Below are 19,645 nucleotides of genomic sequence, written 5' to 3' on the forward strand. Positions count from 1 at the left end.
CCGAACACAGAAGTTAAGCTTCTTAGCGCCGATTGTAGTGAAGGGTTTCCCTTTGTGAGAGTAGGACGTCGCCACGCGTTTTTTTTACCTTATGGGGGTTTAGCTCAGCTGGGAGAGCATCTGCCTTACAAGCAGAGGGTCAGCGGTTCGATCCCGTTAACCCCCATATGAGTCGTTAGCTCAGTTGGTAGAGCATCTGACTTTTAATCAGAGGGTCACAGGTTCGAGCCCTGTACGACTCATAGTAATAACCTATGCGGGTGTGGCGGAATTGGCAGACGCACTAGATTTAGGATCTAGCGCCTTCGGGCGTGGGGGTTCAAGTCCCTTCACCCGCACTTCATTGCCGGCTTAGCTCAGTTGGTAGAGCATCTGATTTGTAATCAGAGGGTCGAGGGTTCAAGTCCTTTAGCCGGCATCAGGAATACGCGGAAATAGCTCAGTGGTAGAGCACCACCTTGCCAAGGTGGGGGTCGCGGGTTCGAACCCCGTTTTCCGCTTTGCCTTAGCAATTTTCAGCCGGGGTGGCGGAACTGGCAGACGCACAGGACTTAAAATCCTGCGGTGAGTGATCACCGTACCGGTTCGATTCCGGTCCTCGGCATTTTATAATATGCGCCCATAGCTCAATTGGATAGAGTGTTTGACTACGGATCAAAAGGTTAGGGGTTCGACTCCTCTTGGGCGCGCTTTTTAATAACGGGAAGTAGCTCAGCTTGGTAGAGCACTTGGTTTGGGACCAAGGGGTCGCAGGTTCGAATCCTGTCTTCCCGATACTTTTTCAAAAGGGGCCTTAGCTCAGCTGGGAGAGCGCCTGCTTTGCACGCAGGAGGTCAGCGGTTCGATCCCGCTAGGCTCCATATCATTTGAATAAATGATTCTTTTTTACGCGGTGTAGCTCAGCTGGCTAGAGCGTCCGGTTCATACCCGGGAGGTCGGGGGTTCGATCCCCTCCGCCGCGATTTTTAAGAGCCTGGACCTTTAGCTCAGTTGGTTAGAGCAGACGGCTCATAACCGTCCGGTCGTAGGTTCGAGTCCTACAAGGTCCATTGTGGCATTGTATCTGTTTTATTATGGAGGATTACCCAAGTTCGGCTGAAGGGAACGGTCTTGAAAACCGTCAGGCGGGTAAAACCGTGCAAGGGTTCGAATCCCTTATCCTCCTTAACTGTCTCTTTTGTTGCGAGCAAAAGAATCACAGTCTTTTAATTACTGTAAAGTAATTACTTATCGCGGGATGGAGCAGTCTGGTAGCTCGTCGGGCTCATAACCCGAAGGTCGTAGGTTCAAATCCTGCTCCCGCAATTGCTTTTGTTTTCAAAAGCGCAATAAAAGCTAAATATGGTTTGGTAGTTCAGTTGGTTAGAATGCCTGCCTGTCACGCAGGAGGTCGCGGGTTCGAGTCCCGTCCAGACCGCCATGCGGGTGTAGTTTAGTGGTAAAACCACAGCCTTCCAAGCTGTTGTCGCGAGTTCGATTCTCGTCACCCGCTTTAGCTTTTATTTTTTGGGGCCTATAGCTCAGCTGGTTAGAGCGCACGCCTGATAAGCGTGAGGTCGATGGTTCGAGTCCATTTAGGCCCATTACATTTTTAAACTGGTCCGTTGGTCAAGCGGTTAAGACACCGCCCTTTCACGGCGGTAACACGGGTTCGAATCCCGTACGGATCATGCAAACACTCTTGAGAGTGTTTTTTTATTGCCCAAAAACGATCTTTTTATCATTTTCTCAAGCATGAGTAGTCAAAATTTGTTATAATCAGTCCGTTGCAAGTTCCCGAAAGGATTCGCAGCTGCGAAGATGCCTTGTAACCGAAACATATATTAGGGGGAATACAAAAATGACAGAGAAACACTTATTTACATCAGAGTCCGTTTCAGAAGGACACCCAGACAAAGTAGCCGACCAAATCAGTGATGCCATCTTAGATGCGTTGCTTGCCGAAGATCCAATGGCACGGGTCGCTTGCGAAACGTCAGTTACTACCGGATTGGTTTTAGTCTTTGGAGAAATTTCTACTTCTGCTTATGTAGATATTCAAAAAGTCGTCCGAGAAACCATCAAAGAAATCGGCTATACACGAGCAAAATTCGGCTTTGACGGCGATACGGTTGCTGTTTTGGTAGCGATCGATGAGCAATCACCAGATATCGCTCAAGGCGTTGACGATGCTTTAGAAAGTCGTGGAGAAACGGATAAAGAAGATATCGGTGCCGGCGACCAAGGCTTGATGTTTGGTTTTGCTGTTGATGAAACACCTGAATTGATGCCTTTACCGATCGCGTTGAGCCATCGGCTGGTACGTCGCTTAGCAGAGTTGCGGAAAAACAACGAACTAAGCTACTTGCGTCCAGATGCAAAATCACAAGTAACCGTTGAATATGATGATAACGATCAACCACAAAGAGTGGACACCGTCGTTATTAGTACCCAGCATGATGATGCGGCTGATAATGAAATGATCCACCGTGATGTCATCGAAAAAGTGATCAAAGAAGTGATCCCTGCCGATCTTTTAGACGAGCAGACAAAATATTATATCAATCCTACTGGTCGTTTTGTGATCGGCGGTCCTCAAGGGGATGCCGGTTTGACTGGCAGAAAAATCATCGTTGATACTTATGGCGGCTATGCACGTCATGGCGGCGGTGCGTTTTCTGGAAAAGATGCAACCAAAGTTGACCGTTCAGCCAGCTATGCGGCTCGCTACATTGCCAAAAACATCGTAGCAGCAAAGCTAGCCAAAAAAGTGGAAGTACAATTAGCCTATGCGATCGGTGTGGCACAGCCCGTTTCGATCAGCATCAACACTTTTGGTACAGGAACCGTCAGCAACGAGCGCTTGATCCAAGCGGTACGGGAAAACTTTGATTTGCGACCAGCAGGAATTATTGAAATGTTAGATTTGCGCCGTCCGATTTATCGTCAGACTGCCGCTTACGGACATTTTGGTCGTACAGATATCGATTTGCCATGGGAACGCACCGACAAGGTGGCGGCACTTTTGGCAAGTGTGAAGGATTAAAAGAGGCGACCTCTATTGATGACTATCAATAGAGGTTCTTTTTTTTGGAGTAAAAGGAGGAGTTATATGCGAACCAATGTAAAATTAGTCACCATTGCGGTCTTTGTCGCAACGTTTATGACCGCAATCGAAGGAACGATCATTACGACAGCGATGCCTACCATCGTCAGTTCATTGAAAGGGATCGAGATCATGAACTGGGTCTTCTCGATCTATCTTTTGACCAGTGCGATGTTGACCCCGATCTACGGCAAGTTTGCCGATAATATCGGCCGCAAACCAGTCTTTTTATTTGGGACGTTGCTGTTTATTATCGGGTCGGCGTTTTGTGGGATGGCCAACACGATGTTGACGTTGATCATTGCCAGAGCGTTGCAAGGATTAGGCGCAGGGGCCATGATGCCCGTTGCCCTAACGATCATTGCGGACCTGTATCCCGTTGAAAAGCGGGCGAAAGTCTTAGGGCTCAATAGTACGGCTTGGGGGATCGCCAGTGTCGTTGGTCCCTTAGCCGGTGGCTTGATCGTAGATACGATCGGGTGGCATTGGATCTTTTTTATCAACGTACCCATTGGATTAGGGCTGATTGCCTTGATTTGGTTTTATTTTCATGAAGAAAAAAAGGCCTTTGCTGCAGTCAACATTGATTATGCAGGCAGTCTCTTGTTGATGTTGACGCTAGTAGGGCTCCTGCTAGGCTTCCAGTTGCTGGGAGATTATGGTGTGAGTCTGCCTGTCCTCAGTCTGTTCGTTTTTTCTGTCCTTATGTTCATCGGCTTCGTTCGGGTGGAGAAAAAAGCAGCAGATCCGATTATTGATCTGAAGCTGTTTCACTCAAAATTATTTGTGGTGGTCAATATCGTAGCAGCTTTGGCTAGCGGCTTCTTGATGGGGATCGATGTTTATATCCCAATGTGGATGCAAGGGGTCTTAGGCATGAGTGCGGGGATTGGCGGGCTTGTGTTGGCACCGTTGTCGATTTTATGGATGATTGGTTCCTTCTTAGCCAGCCGTTGGTTGACACAGCACAGTGTCAGCTGGGTCTTGACGGTTAGCTTGTTGATCACGGCTACCGGTGCTTTGTGGCTGTTTTTGACACCAGCACAGACGTCATTCTGGTTGTTCTTGGTCATTTCTTCTATTACTGGCGTCGGGTTAGGGGCAACGATGGTGGTTTGTACGGTTACTGCCCAAACCAGCGTTGGCCCCACGCAAGTCGGCGTGGCGACTTCTTTCAATACCCTGTTGCGAACGATCGGGCAAACCATCATGGTAGCGGTCTTCGGTATCGTTTTAAACACCAGTAATAGCGTAGGCTTAGCACAGGCACAAGTCAATGATAGCAGTGTCATGAATCAGCTAGTAGATCCAGCCGCTGCGCGCCAGCTGCCAACCGCATTACTAGGGCAATTACGGGAGATTCTTTATAGCGGTCTACACTGGGTTTTTGGGATCGGTGTTTTACTTATTGTGCTAGCGATTGGTTTGACCCGCACGATTTCGCGAGAATCTGGTACAATATAAAAAAAGGATCGCAGGTGATTGTATGGCTTTTTTACAAGCAAATATCTATTCAAATGTTCTTGAAATGGAGGTAATGATCGATGTGATCTTGCCTCAAAGTACCAAGAAAAAAATCGGCACGCAAAGCCAATCGACGGGCACAGATCTCCCGGTGCTTTATTTATTGCATGGGATGAATGGAAATCATAGTGTCTGGCAGCGACGGACGTCGATCGAGCGATATGCCGCAGAGTATCAACTAGCGGTCATCATGCCGTCTACTGATCTGGGCTGGTATACCGATACGACCTACGAAATGAAGTATTGGACGTTTATCGCCGAAGAATTACCACAAATTTGTCATGAACTGTTTCCTCAACTGACGCAAAAACGAGAAAAAACTTTTGCAGCAGGTCTCTCGATGGGGGGCTATGGGGCAGTAAAACTTGGGCTGAGAAAGCCTGACCAGTTTGCGGCGGTAGCGTCTTTGTCTGGAGCATTAGCGCTGGCTGAAAGCATGGATTCCTTGCTGCAGCTGCGAAGCCAAGCTTATTGGGAAGGAATCTTTGGCCCTTTAGAGCAGTTCAAAGGATCAGAAAATGATTTGATCCATCTGATTGAGACCATCGATCCAAGCACCGCGCCGCGCTTTTTTATTAGCTGCGGAACCGAGGATCAGCTGTATCCGGCAAGTGAATATGCGGTGGATAAGCTGCAAAAACGCAAACTAGCCGTAACGTTTGAATCGGGAACTGGGGATCATGATTGGAATTTCTGGGATCAATGGATCCAACGAGTCCTGCAATGGCTTTTTAGTGAATAAAAAAACCATCAGTCGATCGACACCTTAACGTGCCGAGAACTGATGGTTTTTTCGTTCGATACAAAATAAGATCGGCGGTTGGTTGCGCTGATTGATAAATTGATAGGAAAGGACATTGAACTTCTCTTGCGGCAGCTGCTGACAAAAGGAGTGGACTTCTTTCAGCTCTGCTTCGCCGCCAGCGTGTCCATAATAGCAGACGAGGATGATTCTACCTTTCGGGGCTAAACGTGTCAGTAAAGCTTCTAAAGCCGTTTTCGTTGTATCAGGCAGCGTGATGATCGCTTTGTCCCCTTTCGGCAAGTAGCCTAAATTGAAAATGGCGGCGTGAACCGGACCACTCACAACCTCTGCCAACGTCTCATGGCCTTGATGGATCAGCTGGACTTGCGCCAACAGCTCTTTTTCAGCCAAACGTTTTTTGGTGACTTGGAGGGCTTGTTCTTGAATATCAAACGCAAACACCTGACCAGTGGGTCCAACTAAAGAAGCCAGTAATTCCGTGTCGAAGCCGTTGCCCATCGTGGCATCAACAGCGGTTTGTCCCGGCTGCAGAACTTCTTTTAAAAGGGTGTGGCTATAGCGCATGGCGGTCGGCAGCATTGAAAGGCTCCTTTCGCACGTTGAATTTCCCTTGATAGGAGTTGCGGCGCAGCATTTCTTGATCGATCTCATTCAAGACTTCCCATTTTTTCAAACTCCACATTGGACCTACCAGAGAATCCCATGGTGCATCGCCTGTCAAGCGATGAATGATGATCTCTGGGGGGATCATTTCTAACTGATCGCAGATCAATGACACATAGGTATCGCGCCGCATCAATTGCAAACGTCCTTCATGATAATCCCGCAGCATCCGAGTATTGCGCATCAAATGCAGCAAGTGCAGTTTGATGCCTTGGATATCAGAATCTTGAATGGTGCGGCGGACGTTTTCTTGCATCATCTCGATCGTCTCGCCTGGCAGGCCATTGATCAAATGGGTACAGACACGAATATTGTGTTTGCGCAGGCTGGCGACGCCGTCTAAGTAAGTTTGATAATCATGGGCGCGGTTGATGGCATTGCTCGTGGTTTCAAACGTCGTTTGCAGTCCTAATTCGACCCATAAATAAAAGCGTTGATTGAGCTCTGCTAGATAGTCAACGACATCTTCTGGTAAGCAGTCTGGTCGGGTCCCAATGGAGATCCCAACAACACCAGGTAGTGTCAGCACTTGCTCGAAGCGCTCGCGGATCACTGCCACCGGTGCGTGGGTGTTCGTAAAGTTTTGAAAATAGACAATGTATTTGTCCACTTGCGGCCACTTTTTGTGCATCATGGCGATCTCTTTTTCAAACTGCTCTGGCAGTGGGGCTTCAGGAGCTACGATCATATCGCCAGAACCGGACACACTGCAAAATGTACAGCCGCCTTTGGCAACGGTGCCGTCACGATTGGGGCAGTCGAAGCCCGCATCGATGGGGACTTTAAAGATTTTTTCGCCAAATTCTTGCCGCAAAGCAAAGTTCCACGAATGGTATCGTTTGTTTTTATCTTCTGCATAAGGAAATGGATTCATTTTTTTACCTTCTTTTATAATTGTTTACGCGTGAAGCGCCAGACAAAGCGTTTTTGCAAGTAGTACGGATAGGTCAACAGCAGCCAAGACAGGCCAACACAAAAACCGCCTAACACATCACTGGGAAAATGCACACCAACATAAATTCGGCTGATGCCGATGCAGCCAATCAAAAGGCCCAGCAAAAGGCGGATGCCCCATTGCCAAAAAGGCTGCTTGAAGAAAACTGGGACCAAGAAGAGCAAGGTTCCATAAAAAATCATACTGCCCGTCGAGTGTCCACTGGGGAAACTGAAACTTGATTCCGTGACTAAGTGTTCAAGCGTTGGGCGCTCCCGTAAAAAGACCAGTTTGATCAATGGGTTAAAGAGCCCGGCAATCCCGATGGTACCAAAACTGAGCCATAAAGCTTCAGCATAATACTTGTTGATCACTAAGACAGCTAAAACAGCGAGAAAGAGCAAGATGATCGTGGTAGGATTCGCAAATTTCGTGACCCATAGAAAAAATGGTGTCCAAAACGGGTAGCCGCTGCGGATGATGCGAGTCAAGGTTTCGTCAAAGGAGACCAACCAAGTAGGGTAAAATTTCACCACATAGCCGAGAAAAACGAACAGCAGTAAAAAGCAGCTGCCCGCAAATTGAAAATAAAGTTTTTTATGCATGGAAAAGCCTCGTTTCTAGAGAATTTCTGTCAATTATTGTCACTTAAGGCAAAGAGACATCTAGAAGGTATTATAGCATTTATCACAAGTCGGAAAAAGCAGGGAACGAGCAAGGGGTTACTCATCTGAGCAAGCGACAAGTTTATCGGGAGCAGGCCAATTGCTTCATTGCAATAAATGTTCGTTTGATTACAAAGAGTTTACAGTTTCTGAAATCGGCTCAAATACCTTTTATAAATTCTTAAGAAATTGTATACTAAACCTACGTTCACTATAAGGAAAAAACGGAGGAATAACGGACATGAACACGAGTCAATCAAGAAAAGTACATCGTCAAGCAGACCAATCGGGCGATAAGTATCGAGTGATCAAAAAAAGTGCAGTTGTTTTAGGAACAACACTGACTGCTTGCTCTGTTGTAGCTCCATTGGTGTCATCGGTTCAAGCAGAAGCCGTAGAGACCTCGATCGCCCAAGTTTCTACTAGCAATTTTGCCGCGCCGAATACTTCCGCGTTTATTGCTGAAATCGCTACGTACGCCCAACCTGTGGCAAACGCCAACGATCTATATGCTTCTGTGATGATCGCGCAAGCCATTTTAGAAAGTGGTTGGGGCCGAAGCAGCTTGTCAAAAGCACCGAATTACAATCTTTTCGGAATCAAAGGCAGCTATAACGGTCAAACCGTTTATATGAGTACCTTAGAATATTTGAACAACCAATGGTTGACTATGAATGAACCCTTTAAGCGTTACCCATCTTACACGCAATCATTTGAAGATAACGCACGTACTTTACGCTCAACTTCTTTACAAAGCGGTGTCGCGTATTATTCTGGCGCTTGGAAAAGCAATACGACTTCATATCTTGATGCAACCGCATGGCTAGCAGGCCGTTATGCGACTGCACCAAACTATGCCTCTTCACTGAATGCCGTGATCCAGCAATTTGGGTTGACGAAATATGACACGCCAGCTTCTGGCAATGCCGGTGGTGGCGCCACAGCCAGTGCTTCAACGAGTACGACGACCACGACATCAGCTGTCAGCACGAGCGGCAGTCAAACCTATACAGTCGCTTCGGGCGACTCGGTCTGGTCGATCGCCAACAAACATGGCATCTCCATGGATCAGCTGCGCAGTTTGAACAATATCAAAAACGATTTTGTTTATCCAGGACAAACCTTGAAAGTCAACGGCAGCGCCCAAAGTACTTCGGCAACTTCAACGGTATCGATCGTCAATCGCAATGCTTCAGCAACTACATCAGGCAATACCTACACCGTAGTTTCTGGCGATTCCGTTTGGTCGATCGCCAATAAGCATGGCATTTCGATGGATCAATTTCGCAGTTTGAACAACATCAAAAATGATTTTGTCTATCCAGGGCAAAAAGTTGTCGTTAGCGGTGGGTCGTCTACGAATACCAGCAGTACTACGACCGTCAGCACGGCATCAACGGCTAGCCAAAGCAGTGGCGGCACCTACACGGTGGCAGCTGGCGATTCAGTCTGGTCGATCGCTAACAAGCATGGCATCTCGATGGATCAGTTCCGTAGCTTGAACAATATTAAAAACGACTATGTTTATCCAGGTCAAAAGGTGGTTGTCAGCGGTAGTTCTACCCGTACAAGTACAACGACGAGCACGACCGTCAGCAGCCAAACCAGCAGCAGTGCTGCAGGCAACACCTATACGGTGGCTTCTGGTGATTCAGTCTGGTCAGTTGCCAATAAACACGGGATTTCGATGGACCAATTCCGCAGCTGGAACAACATCAAAAATGATTTTATCTATCCAGGACAAAAGGTGGTCGTCAAGCAAGGCGGCACGGCAGCTACTACCAGCACCTCAGCGACAAGTGGTACGTACAAGGTCGCATCGGGGGATTCTGTTTGGGGGATCGCAGATAAGTTCGGCATCACGACGGATCAATTTATCCAATGGAACAATATTCAAAATAACTTTATTTACCCAGGACAAACAGTTAGGGTAAAATAGATTGCTATTCCTAATGATTTTTGTTAGGATAAGTGCAAAGAAACTTTCACGTTTGAGAAGGAATAGTAGAAGTACGGTGGGACTTTTAGAGAGTGCATGGTTGGTGGAAATGCACAGCACACCTTTCGAACTCGTCTTCGAGTGATATCTGACTGAACCTGATTTGGCTAGGCAGATACGGCGATGGCCGTTAAAACATCGAGGTCTGCTTTTTTGAGGAGCAGATAAACTTAGGTGGTACCACGTTGATAACGTCCTATAAAAATCATAGCGATTTTTATAGGACTTTTTTTAAGTTTTGCTGGTTGATTTGACGAGCAAAACACCAATTTTTTAGGAGGAGTCCATCGTGAATTACAATCACAAAGAAATCGAAAAAAAATGGCAAAAATATTGGGCAAAGAAAAATGAATTCAACACCCATGATGAGCCGGACAAACCAAAATTTTATGCGCTAGATATGTTCCCATATCCATCTGGACAAGGATTACATGTCGGACATCCAGAAGGCTATACAGCTACGGATATCTTGAGCCGCTTCAAACGCAGCCAAGGGTACAATGTACTGCACCCAATGGGCTGGGATGCCTTTGGTCTGCCTGCCGAACAATATGCACTAGACACTGGAAATGATCCAGCGGAATTCACGAAGAAAAATATTGAGACCTTCCGCCGTCAAATCAATGCGCTAGGATTCAGCTATGACTGGAATCGTGAAATCAATACGACAGATCCCGAGTACTACAAGTGGACGCAATGGATCTTTACCAAGCTTTATGAAAAAGGGTTAGCTTATGAAGCCGAAGTTCCAGTAAACTGGGTACCAGAGCTTGGGACCGTGATCGCCAATGAAGAAGTCATTGACGGCAAAAGCGAACGGGGCGGCTACGATGTGATCCGCAAACCGATGCGCCAATGGATGCTGAAAATCACAGCGTATGCTGATCGTTTGTTGGACGATTTAGAAGAAGTTGATTGGCCAGAAAGCATCAAAGAAATGCAACGCAATTGGATCGGACGTTCGGTCGGAGCCAACGTAACGTTTAAAGTGGCAGGGATGGAAAAAGACTTTACCGTCTTTACGACTCGCCCAGATACCTTGTTTGGTGCGACCTACGCCGTATTGGCGCCAGAACATGAGCTAGTGGCCCAAATCACTACATCAGAACAAAAAGCAGCCATTGATGCCTATGTAGAAGAAGCGTCGAAAAAATCTGATTTGAACCGAACAGATTTGGCCAAAGAAAAAACTGGTGTCTTCACAGGTGCCTATGCCATCAATCCCGTGAATGGTAAAGAGATCCCGATTTGGATCGCCGATTATGTTTTGGCTTCTTATGGAACAGGTGCGATCATGGCGGTTCCTGCCCATGACGAACGTGACCACGAATTTGCCAAAACATTTGGCTTAGAGATCATTCCTGTATTGGCAGGGGGCAACGTGGAAGAATCTGCCTATACCGAAGATGGACTGCATATCAATTCAGACTTTTTGGATGGGCTAGACAAAGAGACAGCCATCGAAAAAATGGTCGCATGGTTGGAAGAAAACCACGTTGGGAAAAAAGAAGTCAGCTATCGTCTTCGCGATTGGTTGTTCTCTCGCCAACGGTATTGGGGAGAGCCAATCCCAATCATCCATTGGGAAGATGGTACGACTACGACGCTTCCTGAAGATCAGCTGCCGTTGCGTTTGCCAAAAACCGACAATATCAAACCAAGCGGTACTGGTGAATCGCCATTAGCCAATGTCACAGATTGGGTCAATGTCACCGACCCTGAAACTGGGAAAAAAGGACGTCGTGAAACCAATACGATGCCGCAATGGGCTGGAAGCTCATGGTATTTCTTGCGCTTTATCGATCCTCATAATAAGTCTGTTTTGGCAGACTACGACAAATTGAAACGCTGGATGCCAGTCGATATTTATATCGGTGGCGCAGAGCACGCTGTCTTGCACTTGCTTTATGCTCGCTTCTGGCATAAATTCTTGTATGATATCGGTGTCGTGCCAACGAAAGAACCATTTGAAAAATTGTTCAACCAAGGGATGATCCTTGGGGAAAACAATGAAAAAATGTCGAAATCCCGTGGCAACGTCGTCAATCCAGATGATGTCATCAATCAATACGGTGCGGATACTTTGCGTCTATATGAAATGTTTATGGGACCATTGGATGCATCGATCGCTTGGAATGAGAATGGCCTTGAAGGCAGTCGTAAATTCTTGGATCGCGTGTGGCGCTTGATCGTCGATGAAAATGGCAAAATGCGTGACCGCATCACGACATTCAACGATGGCAAATTGTCGAAAGTTTACCATCAAACCGTTAAGAAAGTGACGGAAGATTTTGAGCAGCTGCACTTCAATACGGCGATTTCCCAATTGATGGTCTTTGTCAATGAAGCGTACAAAGCCGATGCCTTGCCTTACGAATATGTCGAAGGATTTGTGCAGCTATTGGCGCCGATCGCACCGCATATCGGGGAAGAGCTATGGTCGATCCTCGGGAATGACCATGGGATCTCTTATGTGCCATGGCCAACCTATGACGAAAGTGCCCTAGTGGAAGACGAGATCGAAGTCGTCTTTCAAGTCAACGGCAAAGTTCGCGCCAAAGCAATGGTGCCAGCGGATGCCGAAAAAGCAGTGCTTGAACAATTGGCGCAAGAAAACGAACTTGTCCAAGAACAGCTCCAAGGAAAAACGATCCGTAAAGTGATCGTCGTACCGAACAAATTGGTCAATATCGTTGCAAACTAAACGCTAAAAAATAGCTGCCTAGCAGATCGAGGGTCTGTTAGGCAGCTTTTTGGTGACGACAAAGAAAAAAAGTGTTACTGAGTGGTTCTCAGCAACACTTTTTTGTTATTTTTTGCGAATGATCCCATAGAACAAAGCGGCTGTTGCGACCAATGGAATCAAGATCACTAGTAGAAAGCCGTTTGGATATGTAGCGCGAGTGAAAATTTCTGATGAAGCATCACTTCCGCCAAATAGATGATTGGAAATCATGAACTGAGCCATCATAGCAACGATTGCGACAAAACCAATTGCAGCACCAGTACCGACGAAAATTTTTTTCTTTGCGTTGTTCATTACATTTGCCCCTTTTATAGTCTCTATGTATCATTATACAAAATTTGGATGCGTGTTCAATCTGATTTTGTCAAATAATTGATTCGTAATACACTTGAAATGTTTCTGACATATTTAAGCACCAGAAAAGTAAAAATTCCCCTGTAGACCGATCATATTATTCGCTGATCCTCACGGACTCTCGTATAATAAAGTAAGAGAAAAGAAAGAGGGGACTTACATGGAGTATCAATCATTTGAAGGCCAGTCGGCTTTTTTTGAAGATTATGCACGGATTGCCAAACCTGGCTATGAGGAAGAGGCAGTCACTGCCGATGTCTTGGAACAGTTGAATCAACAATTAACAGAAGAAGAGCTGTTTTACCGTTTAGCAGCCGAAGATGCCAAAGAAGGGCAAGTCTTTTTGTTTCCTTTCAGCAAACGAATGTTTACCGAAGACCTTGACGCCGCCATTTCAACAGAATTTCGTTATGATGGCGCACCCTATGTCTATGAGACTTACGAAGACGAACAACCTTAGTCACGCAGAAAAAAAGCTTTCAGATGATTTAACAGATCATCTGAAAGCTTTTTTTGTTGAGACAACTTGTTGCTATTGGTGTTTGGCTTGCTGCTGCGCTAAGGTCAAGTCACCGATGTAAGGGACTTTTTTTCCAGCGACTTTCAAGTATTGTTCGGCGCCTTTGCCCGCAATAATCACGATATCCTTACTGTCTGCTTCAGCAATCGCCGATTTGACGGCTTGAGCCCGATCCATCTCATGAATGATGGCAACTTCAGGATTGGTGATCGCAGCTGCGATTTCTTTTGCGATCGCATCTGCTTCTTCAAAATCAGGATCATCGCTGGTCAGGTAGACTTTGTCCGCATATTCTCCTAGCGCTCGTCCCATATCTGCTCGGCGAGATTGGGCTTTGCCGCCAGCACTACCAGTGACAAAAAGCAGGCGGCCATCTGGGCGCAATTGGCGGGCAAGTTCACTTAATGATTGGAAGCTAAGGTAATTGTGGGCATAGTCAACGATCATGACTGCGCCATTTTCTTTTTCTAAAACGATCATTCGTCCAGGGATGATCACTGTCGGCAGGACTTTCTGAGCGTCCTCACGAGAGGCACCCGCTAAGCAGGCAGCTAAAATCGCCGCTGTGGCGTTCTCATGGTTGAAAGAACCTAAGATCCCCAGTTGATATTCACCAGAGACTTGCAAGACATCAGAAGCAGCTGACAGCGCAAAGCCTTTTAGATCTGTCCCTTCTTGGACGACATAATCGGCGTCTGAACGTCCGTAGGTAATATAAGGAACTTGATGGACTTCACAAGTTTCTCGCAGCAAGTGGTAGTGATCGCTTTGGCGATTTAAAATCATCTGTTTGCTGTTGCGGATCAGTTCTCGTTTGCAGTAAAGGTAATCGTCATAAGTTGGATGTTCCACTGGTCCAATGTGATCAGGCGAAATATTCAAGAACGCGCCAATATCAAAGGTAATACCGGCGACCCGTTTGGTTTTATAGGCTTGGGAAGAAACCTCCATCACAAGATGGGTCATGCCGTTTGCGACAGCCTCGGCCATCATCTTATAAAGATCCAGTGTTTCGGGGGTCGTCAACACTGCTTCATTAAAGGTTTTTCCGTCGACTGAGTTTTCCTCAGATGAAAAGAATGCTACTTTTTGACCCGTCGATTCTGCTAAAATCGCCCGAGCAAAATAGGCGCAGCTGGTTTTGCCTTTTGTTCCCGTGATGCCGATGGTCACCAACTGTTCTTGAGGATGGCCATAAAACGCTTGAGCGATCACTGCCATCGTTTCTCGAATGTCGGTGACGATGATTCCATAAGTTGCAAAGTTGTCATAGGGCGTTTCTGAAATGTAGCACTGAATCCCTTGGTCAATGGCGGCAGCCAGGTAGCTTTCTTTAAAAGAAGCCCCTTTACAGAAAAAAAGCGTCGCCGCATCGGCTGTTCGCGAGTCGTAGCTTAATGAGGTAAAGGCAAGATCAGTCATTTCTTGCGGCACGGTATAAACCCAATCAGTGGGGGTGATGATTTCTTTCAATAGGTTTTCCTGCAATAAGAGCTTGCGGATCTGTGGCACGGTAATGAGTTCCTTTTGCATCGTTGTTCTCCTTCATTCCTCTAAAGATTTCTCTTATTATAGCATAACTCCTAAAAACCGCCGTTTGGGAGGGAAAAGTTTTCTTTTTTTTCTCCTTATTTTGAAGAAACTTTAAGATGTTGCAAAAATAGATTGCGACCAACCCTTTTTCGAATTAAAATGGAAGGGATATGTTTGTAGAAAGTTGGAGATAATGGCGATGGATAAACACATGCGTTCAGTGTCAAAAGAATTAACTACACAAGAAAAAATGGCTCAAGGATCTGCTTGGATGACGATGGGAAATATCGGCTCACGTTTGCTTGGCGCCATTTACATTTTACCCTGGTATTATTGGATGGGCGCAAATGCGGATAAAGCAAATGCGTTGTTTGGAATGGGCTATAATGTTTACGCCTTATTTTTAATGATCTCCACTGCGGGGATCCCTTCAGCAATTGCCAAACAGATTTCTTTTTACAATTCTCGCCAAGAATACCGCACGAGCCAGAAGCTCTTTTTAAGAGCGTTTCAATTGATGGCAGGTTTTGGCGTGGTGACCGCTGGAATCATGTATTTGGCAGCCCCATGGTTGGCAACGGCTTCAGGCGGAGGCGCAGAATTGATTCCTGCGATGCGCTCATTGAGTATTGCTTTATTGGTTTTTCCTTGTATGAGTGTCATGCGAGGGTATTTCCAAGGAAACCAAGACATGAAACCTTTTGCGATCTCGCAAGTCGTTGAACAAATCGCTCGTGTCTGTTATATGCTTTTAGCGACCTTCATCATTATGCGGGTCATCGAAGGCGAATACACGGCAGCCGTGACGCAATCGACCTTTGCCGCCTTTATCGGTGTCTTAGCCAGCATTTTGGTATTAGGCTATTACTTCCAAAAGCAGCGGGTGCGGATGGATGTTTTAGTGGATATGAGCAAAGAAGAAACGGTGCTGCAAACCAAAGAATTGGTTTTAGCGACCATCAAAGAAGCGATCCCTTTTATTATCGTAGGCTCTGGGATCACGATTTTAAAATTGGTGGATCAGTACACCTTTGTTCGAATGATGAGCAGTTTTACCGAATTTTCAAATGATCAGCTCTTAGAACTAATGGCGATTTTCGGCAGCAACCCTGATAAGCTGACGATGGTGGTTATCGGATTAGCTACTTCCATGGCTTCAACGGGACTACCTTTGATCAGCGAAGCAGTCGCCAAAAAAGACAAAAAGAACTTAGCCAAATTGATCAGCAACAACTTGCAATTGTATTCCTTTGTAATGTTTCCAGCGACTTTTGGGATGATCGTACTGTCTTATCCCCTATACACCTTGTTTTATCGTCCAGATGCATTAGGGGCGAGCGTCTTAGTCGCTGCCTGTCTGTCTGGTTTGGTCTTAGGCTTGTTTATGCTTAGTTCCAGTATGCTGCAAGGGATGTACCACAACAAAGAAGCGGTTGTTTTCTTCTTTGTAGGGTTACTGGTGAAAGTGATCTTGCAGTATCCAGCGATTCGTTTGTTCCAAGTCTATGGTCCATTGGTTTCCACCACGATTGCCTTGGGGATCGTCTGCTGGCTGAACATTCGCAAGATGATTCGCAAAGGCCATTTCAATGTAAACTTGACGTTGCGACGGACATTATTGATTGGCGCGATGACGATCATTATGGTGATCGCAGCGTTGATCGCTCGCCAACTCTTTGGGCTTGTCTTGAGCTCTGAAAGAAAAGTTCAAGCCTTTATCTTGAGCTTGCTAGTTGCAGGAGTCGGCGGCAGTGTGTACATCTACATTGCGCTGAAATTGCGTTTAGCTGAAAAACTACTCGGCTCATCAATGGTTCGTTTACGCCAGAAATTACACATCAAATAAAACCAGAAGCAGCCGCTGAGCCTCCTTTGTGAGACCTTGGCGGCTATTTTATATGAAAGGAAGAAACCGATGCGTTTAGACAAATTTTTAGCGGATATGGGCTATGGCTCCCGCAAAGAAGTGAAACAGTTGATCAAAAAAGGGCTCGTGACCGTCAATGGACAAGTCATCAAAAGTGACAAAGCACAAGTACAAGAAACACAAGATACCGTTTGTATTGAGGGGGAACCCATCGCCTATCAAAGCCAGTTTTATTATTTGCTGAATAAACCCGCCGGCGTGATTTCGGCAACCGTCGATTCCTATGAAGAGACGGTCTTAGATTTGTTTTCTGAAGAAGCATTTCGCGAAGATCTGTTTCCAGTAGGACGGTTGGATAAAGACACCGAAGGCTTTTTGCTGATTACGAACGATGGCGGATTGGCGCATCAATTATTGTCGCCTAAGAAGCATGTGGAAAAAGAATATTATGCCCAAGTCGAGGGAATCATGACAGCGGAGGATCAAAAAATCTTTGCCAAAGGCATCAAATTAGACGGCGAGTGGACCTTGCCGGCTGAGCTGCAGATCCTCAACGTCGATGAAAATGAATCGCGCAGCGAGATCAAACTGATCCTCCATGAAGGCAAGTTCCATCAAGTCAAACGGATGGTCCATGCAGTAGGAAAAGAAGTCGTTTATTTGAAACGGATTCGCATGGGAGGCCTGTCCTTGCCAGATGATTTGGCATTAGGCGAGTATCGGGAATTAACGTCTGAGGAATTGGCGAAGCTGCAAGAGCGAGGATAAGGCGATTGGCGAGCTAAAGAAATTCTTATAAAAGTTGTTATTCTGCTGCAATATTTGTAAAAAAAGCCCGTTTTATAGGTAATTTACATGAAAATTTGCAACAATAGACTTTAAACTGTTGGAAAAACCCTCTTTTTTTTCATGAATAAGCATGTTAAAGTAGCCAAGCTACTAAAAAAAAGAAGGAGTTGCCTCATTGAAGAAAAAGATTTTTTTATTGCTCGCCCTTACGTTGCCGCTTTTCCAGCCAGCTGTCAGTTATGCTGCTGAAACGAAGAGCACCGAGGAACTGACGGTTTTGACTGCAGAACTTGCAACGTATGAAGAGGAAGTCACCACTAGCCAACAGAAAGTCACAGCGCTGGAAAGTCAATTAGCAGATTATCAGGAAGAATTAAGCCAATTAGCACAAGAAAGCCAGGAAGTTCAAACGCAGATCGCTGCTCTGAATGACCAAAAAGCCCAGCATCAAGAAAGCCAAGCGCCAAGCAGCCCGGTAGTCGACGGACCACAAGCCACGATCCAACAACTACGCAAGTTTAGTGAACAACAAGCGGCTTTACGGGAAGTGAACCAACAATTGGCGGAAAAAGAAGCCCAACAGCAACGAATCACTTCGTACCAAACCTTGACGCAAGCCCAATTAGTACATAGTAAAGAACAACTAGCAACAGCAAAAGAAGAATTGCAGAGCCAACAAGAGAAGTTGCAGCAAACGCAAGCGCAAGTACAAGACTTGCAAGAAAAAGTGGACAAAGAAGCAAAAGCCGCTGAAGAAGCAAAACAAAAAGCCAAAGAAGCAGCAGAGAAAGCAGCAGCCAGTGAATTTTCACTGCCAATCACGGGCGCCGTGTCGATCTCCAGCGGTTTTGGTACTCGAGCTGACCCAACTGGTTTTTCTGGGACGCAGCATGATGGGATCGACTTTACAGGTCAAGCGGGGGAGAAGATCGTCGCCGCTCGTGATGGTCAGGTAGAAGATGCTGGTTATGGTCCAAGCACGGGGAATTACGTGATTTTGGCTCATGATAACGGCTTTTACTCGTATTATTTTCACTTAACAGCTATCAGTGTCTCGAAGGGGGCAACCGTTGCAGTCGGCGAGCAAGTCGGTACGATGGGGACGACTGGAAACTCGACTGGCGTCCATTTGCACTTTGGATTGAGTAAGACGTTGTGGTCAGATTTCGTTGATCCAGCAGCTTACTTACCGCTATAAGCCGAAGCACCGAGTAGAAACATTAAAAAAACATCTGAAACCAAAAAGCATGACTGACAAGAGGGGTTCCTCAAGTCGTCATGCTTTTTTTGTTTACCACAAGCCCGGTTGAGCGATGATCACTAACTGTTCTTTGGTAAAGGGATGCTCCAGATGCAATTCATAGCCATGCAGCAGCAAACGCGGCGCTGGTTTGTTTTGGTAAAGCGGGTCACCGACGACTGGATGACCGATACTGGCAAGGTGGACGCGAATTTGGTGGGTCCTCCCCGTATCTAACACACAATACACATCGGTCGTCTTTTGTTGGGTGTGGGCGATGGTTACATGGGTGACGGCTGACTGACCGTTGCGGGGGTCAATGATTCGCTTGCGACGATCGTGACGGTCACGACCGATTTTTTTGGCGATCGTTTGATCTTGCGTAAGTTTGCCCCAAACTGTGGCTTGATAGCGGCGGAAAATCTGTTTGTTTTCCAACATTCGACCCAAGATCGGCAACACCAAAGGATTTTTTGCGAATAAAACGACACCGCTGGTTTCTTTGTCTAGACGATGGACCACATAAGGCTGCTGCTGTTTCGGCGCAAGGTAAGCAGCTGCATCATTCAATAGGGTATCTGCTTCTAATGGCTGATTGGGGTGCGTCTTGACCCCCGCAGGCTTGTTCAGCACCAATAAGTGCTCATCTTCAAAACGTACGTCGACTTTGTCTGCTTGGCCTAACTGGATCGGCTGATAGCTGTAATCACTGTCTTCAATGATCAAAGTGATTTGATCGCCGCCACGAACTTCTTGATGAAACATCGCGGGCTGCTGATTGACGATTACATTTTTCCGCGTGCGCAGAAAATGGCGCACTTTTCGTGGGACGAGCCACTCCCGTTCCAACAAATCGCGAAGCGGCATGGGCGGGTGATTTTCGGGTAAAGTCATGGTGTATTCCATAAAAACGTCCTTTCTTTGCTGTTCGCTACCGACTATTATAGCATCTTTAAGCTT

The 19,645-nt window shown here is 46.3% G+C and carries 15 protein-coding genes, 17 tRNA genes, 1 rRNA gene, 1 riboswitch and 1 other annotated feature; of the genes, 27 read left to right on the forward strand and 6 right to left on the reverse strand.

Annotated elements, in window-relative coordinates:
* From rrf to ACI3E5_RS02115, 21 genes are all read left to right on the forward strand, one after another.
* Positions 1-77: ribosomal RNA gene (rrf, locus tag ACI3E5_RS02015) — 5S ribosomal RNA — on the forward strand; the annotation flags it as partial.
* Positions 78-93: 16 nt separating this feature from the next.
* A tRNA-Val gene (locus tag ACI3E5_RS02020) sits at positions 94-166 on the forward strand.
* Positions 167-169: 3 nt separating this feature from the next.
* Positions 170-242 (forward strand) — tRNA-Lys (locus tag ACI3E5_RS02025).
* Positions 243-256: 14 nt separating this feature from the next.
* Positions 257-338 (forward strand) — tRNA-Leu (locus tag ACI3E5_RS02030).
* Positions 339-345: 7 nt separating this feature from the next.
* A tRNA-Thr gene (locus ACI3E5_RS02035) sits at positions 346-418 on the forward strand.
* A gap of 10 nt (positions 419-428) precedes the next feature.
* Positions 429-500: transfer RNA gene (locus tag ACI3E5_RS02040), tRNA-Gly, on the forward strand.
* 18 nt (positions 501-518) lie between these two features.
* A tRNA-Leu gene (locus ACI3E5_RS02045) sits at positions 519-604 on the forward strand.
* Positions 605-615: 11 nt separating this feature from the next.
* A tRNA-Arg gene (locus tag ACI3E5_RS02050) sits at positions 616-689 on the forward strand.
* An 11-nt stretch (positions 690-700) separates the two neighbouring features.
* Positions 701-774, forward strand: a tRNA-Pro gene (locus tag ACI3E5_RS02055).
* A gap of 13 nt (positions 775-787) precedes the next feature.
* A tRNA-Ala gene (locus tag ACI3E5_RS02060) sits at positions 788-860 on the forward strand.
* A gap of 28 nt (positions 861-888) precedes the next feature.
* Positions 889-962: transfer RNA gene (locus ACI3E5_RS02065), tRNA-Met, on the forward strand.
* Between the two features lie 13 nt (positions 963-975).
* Positions 976-1,049, forward strand: a tRNA-Ile gene (locus tag ACI3E5_RS02070).
* A gap of 26 nt (positions 1,050-1,075) precedes the next feature.
* Positions 1,076-1,165: transfer RNA gene (locus ACI3E5_RS02075), tRNA-Ser, on the forward strand.
* Positions 1,166-1,231: 66 nt separating this feature from the next.
* Positions 1,232-1,305 (forward strand) — tRNA-Met (locus ACI3E5_RS02080).
* Between the two features lie 38 nt (positions 1,306-1,343).
* Positions 1,344-1,420: transfer RNA gene (locus ACI3E5_RS02085), tRNA-Asp, on the forward strand.
* Position 1,421: 1 nt separating this feature from the next.
* Positions 1,422-1,492: transfer RNA gene (locus ACI3E5_RS02090), tRNA-Gly, on the forward strand.
* Between the two features lie 17 nt (positions 1,493-1,509).
* Positions 1,510-1,583: transfer RNA gene (locus tag ACI3E5_RS02095), tRNA-Ile, on the forward strand.
* A gap of 15 nt (positions 1,584-1,598) precedes the next feature.
* Positions 1,599-1,670, forward strand: a tRNA-Glu gene (locus tag ACI3E5_RS02100).
* Between the two features lie 91 nt (positions 1,671-1,761).
* Positions 1,762-1,843: riboswitch (SMK box riboswitch) on the forward strand.
* A complete protein-coding gene (metK, locus tag ACI3E5_RS02105) occupies positions 1,841-3,025 on the forward strand; it encodes a methionine adenosyltransferase (protein WP_060792588.1) in 1,185 nt (394 codons plus the stop codon). It overlaps the preceding riboswitch by 3 nt.
* 66 nt (positions 3,026-3,091) lie before the next feature.
* Positions 3,092-4,549, forward strand: coding sequence for an MDR family MFS transporter (locus ACI3E5_RS02110; RefSeq protein ID WP_016609940.1), 1,458 nt, complete (start codon positions 3,092-3,094; stop codon positions 4,547-4,549).
* Between the two features lie 22 nt (positions 4,550-4,571).
* On the forward strand, positions 4,572-5,351 hold the full coding sequence (locus ACI3E5_RS02115) for an alpha/beta hydrolase (RefSeq protein WP_005227672.1): 780 nt from the start codon (positions 4,572-4,574) through the stop codon (positions 5,349-5,351).
* A 24-nt stretch (positions 5,352-5,375) separates the two neighbouring features.
* Here ACI3E5_RS02115 and mnmM read toward each other — a convergent pair whose 3' ends face one another.
* Genes mnmM through ACI3E5_RS02130 form a run of 3 tightly spaced genes read right to left on the reverse strand, consistent with a single transcriptional unit; the run spans position 5,376 to position 7,577 of the window.
* On the reverse strand, positions 5,376-5,954 hold the full coding sequence (mnmM, locus tag ACI3E5_RS02120) for a tRNA 5-(aminomethyl)-2-thiouridylate-methyltransferase MnmM (RefSeq protein WP_060792587.1): 579 nt from the start codon (positions 5,952-5,954) through the stop codon (positions 5,376-5,378).
* Positions 5,929-6,912: a tRNA modification radical SAM protein MnmL/YtqA gene (mnmL, locus tag ACI3E5_RS02125; protein WP_060792586.1), complete on the reverse strand. Its 984-nt coding sequence runs from the start codon at positions 6,910-6,912 to the stop codon at positions 5,929-5,931. Before mnmL ends, mnmM begins: the two co-directional genes overlap by 26 nt.
* A gap of 14 nt (positions 6,913-6,926) precedes the next feature.
* Entirely contained in the window at positions 6,927-7,577 is a 651-nt protein-coding gene (locus ACI3E5_RS02130; protein WP_121260603.1) for a phosphatase PAP2 family protein, read from the reverse strand.
* 301 nt (positions 7,578-7,878) lie between these two features.
* Between ACI3E5_RS02130 and ACI3E5_RS02135 the strand changes: the two genes are divergently transcribed.
* Entirely contained in the window at positions 7,879-9,576 is a 1,698-nt protein-coding gene (locus tag ACI3E5_RS02135) for a muramidase family protein (RefSeq protein ID WP_060792584.1), read from the forward strand.
* Between the two features lie 42 nt (positions 9,577-9,618).
* Positions 9,619-9,838: a binding site (T-box leader), on the forward strand.
* Positions 9,839-9,925: 87 nt separating this feature from the next.
* Positions 9,926-12,340, forward strand: a complete 2,415-nt coding sequence (leuS, locus tag ACI3E5_RS02140) for a leucine--tRNA ligase (protein ID WP_060792583.1) — start codon at positions 9,926-9,928, stop codon at positions 12,338-12,340.
* 105 nt (positions 12,341-12,445) lie between these two features.
* Here the strand turns inward: leuS and ACI3E5_RS02145 are convergent, their stop codons facing one another.
* Entirely contained in the window at positions 12,446-12,676 is a 231-nt protein-coding gene (locus ACI3E5_RS02145) for a hypothetical protein (protein WP_005227680.1), read from the reverse strand.
* A 220-nt stretch (positions 12,677-12,896) separates the two neighbouring features.
* Here ACI3E5_RS02145 and ACI3E5_RS02150 point away from each other — a divergent pair, with 220 nt between their 5' ends.
* On the forward strand, positions 12,897-13,196 hold the full coding sequence (locus ACI3E5_RS02150; protein ID WP_005227682.1) for a DUF5960 family protein: 300 nt from the start codon (positions 12,897-12,899) through the stop codon (positions 13,194-13,196).
* Positions 13,197-13,268: 72 nt separating this feature from the next.
* Here the strand turns inward: ACI3E5_RS02150 and murE are convergent, their stop codons facing one another.
* A complete protein-coding gene (gene murE / locus ACI3E5_RS02155; protein ID WP_060792582.1) occupies positions 13,269-14,789 on the reverse strand; it encodes a UDP-N-acetylmuramyl-tripeptide synthetase in 1,521 nt (506 codons plus the stop codon).
* Between the two features lie 199 nt (positions 14,790-14,988).
* On the opposite strand from murE, the gene ACI3E5_RS02160 reads away from it, so the two are divergent.
* From ACI3E5_RS02160 to ACI3E5_RS02170, 3 genes are all read left to right on the forward strand, one after another.
* Positions 14,989-16,635, forward strand: coding sequence for a putative polysaccharide biosynthesis protein (locus ACI3E5_RS02160; RefSeq protein WP_015510492.1), 1,647 nt, complete (start codon positions 14,989-14,991; stop codon positions 16,633-16,635).
* Positions 16,636-16,704: 69 nt separating this feature from the next.
* The gene (locus tag ACI3E5_RS02165) at positions 16,705-17,424 is read left to right on the forward strand and encodes a pseudouridine synthase (RefSeq protein WP_060792581.1); all 720 of its coding nucleotides are present in this window, start codon (positions 16,705-16,707) and stop codon (positions 17,422-17,424) included.
* A gap of 196 nt (positions 17,425-17,620) precedes the next feature.
* Entirely contained in the window at positions 17,621-18,643 is a 1,023-nt protein-coding gene (locus ACI3E5_RS02170; RefSeq protein WP_060792580.1) for a M23 family metallopeptidase, read from the forward strand.
* A gap of 93 nt (positions 18,644-18,736) precedes the next feature.
* Here ACI3E5_RS02170 and ACI3E5_RS02175 read toward each other — a convergent pair whose 3' ends face one another.
* Entirely contained in the window at positions 18,737-19,591 is an 855-nt protein-coding gene (locus ACI3E5_RS02175; protein WP_060792579.1) for an RluA family pseudouridine synthase, read from the reverse strand.
* Positions 19,592-19,645: the final 54 nt, after the last annotated feature.

It is taken from the genome of Candidatus Enterococcus avicola (genome assembly GCF_047470845.1).
GTDB classification, from domain to species: domain Bacteria; phylum Bacillota; class Bacilli; order Lactobacillales; family Enterococcaceae; genus Enterococcus_D; species Enterococcus_D casseliflavus.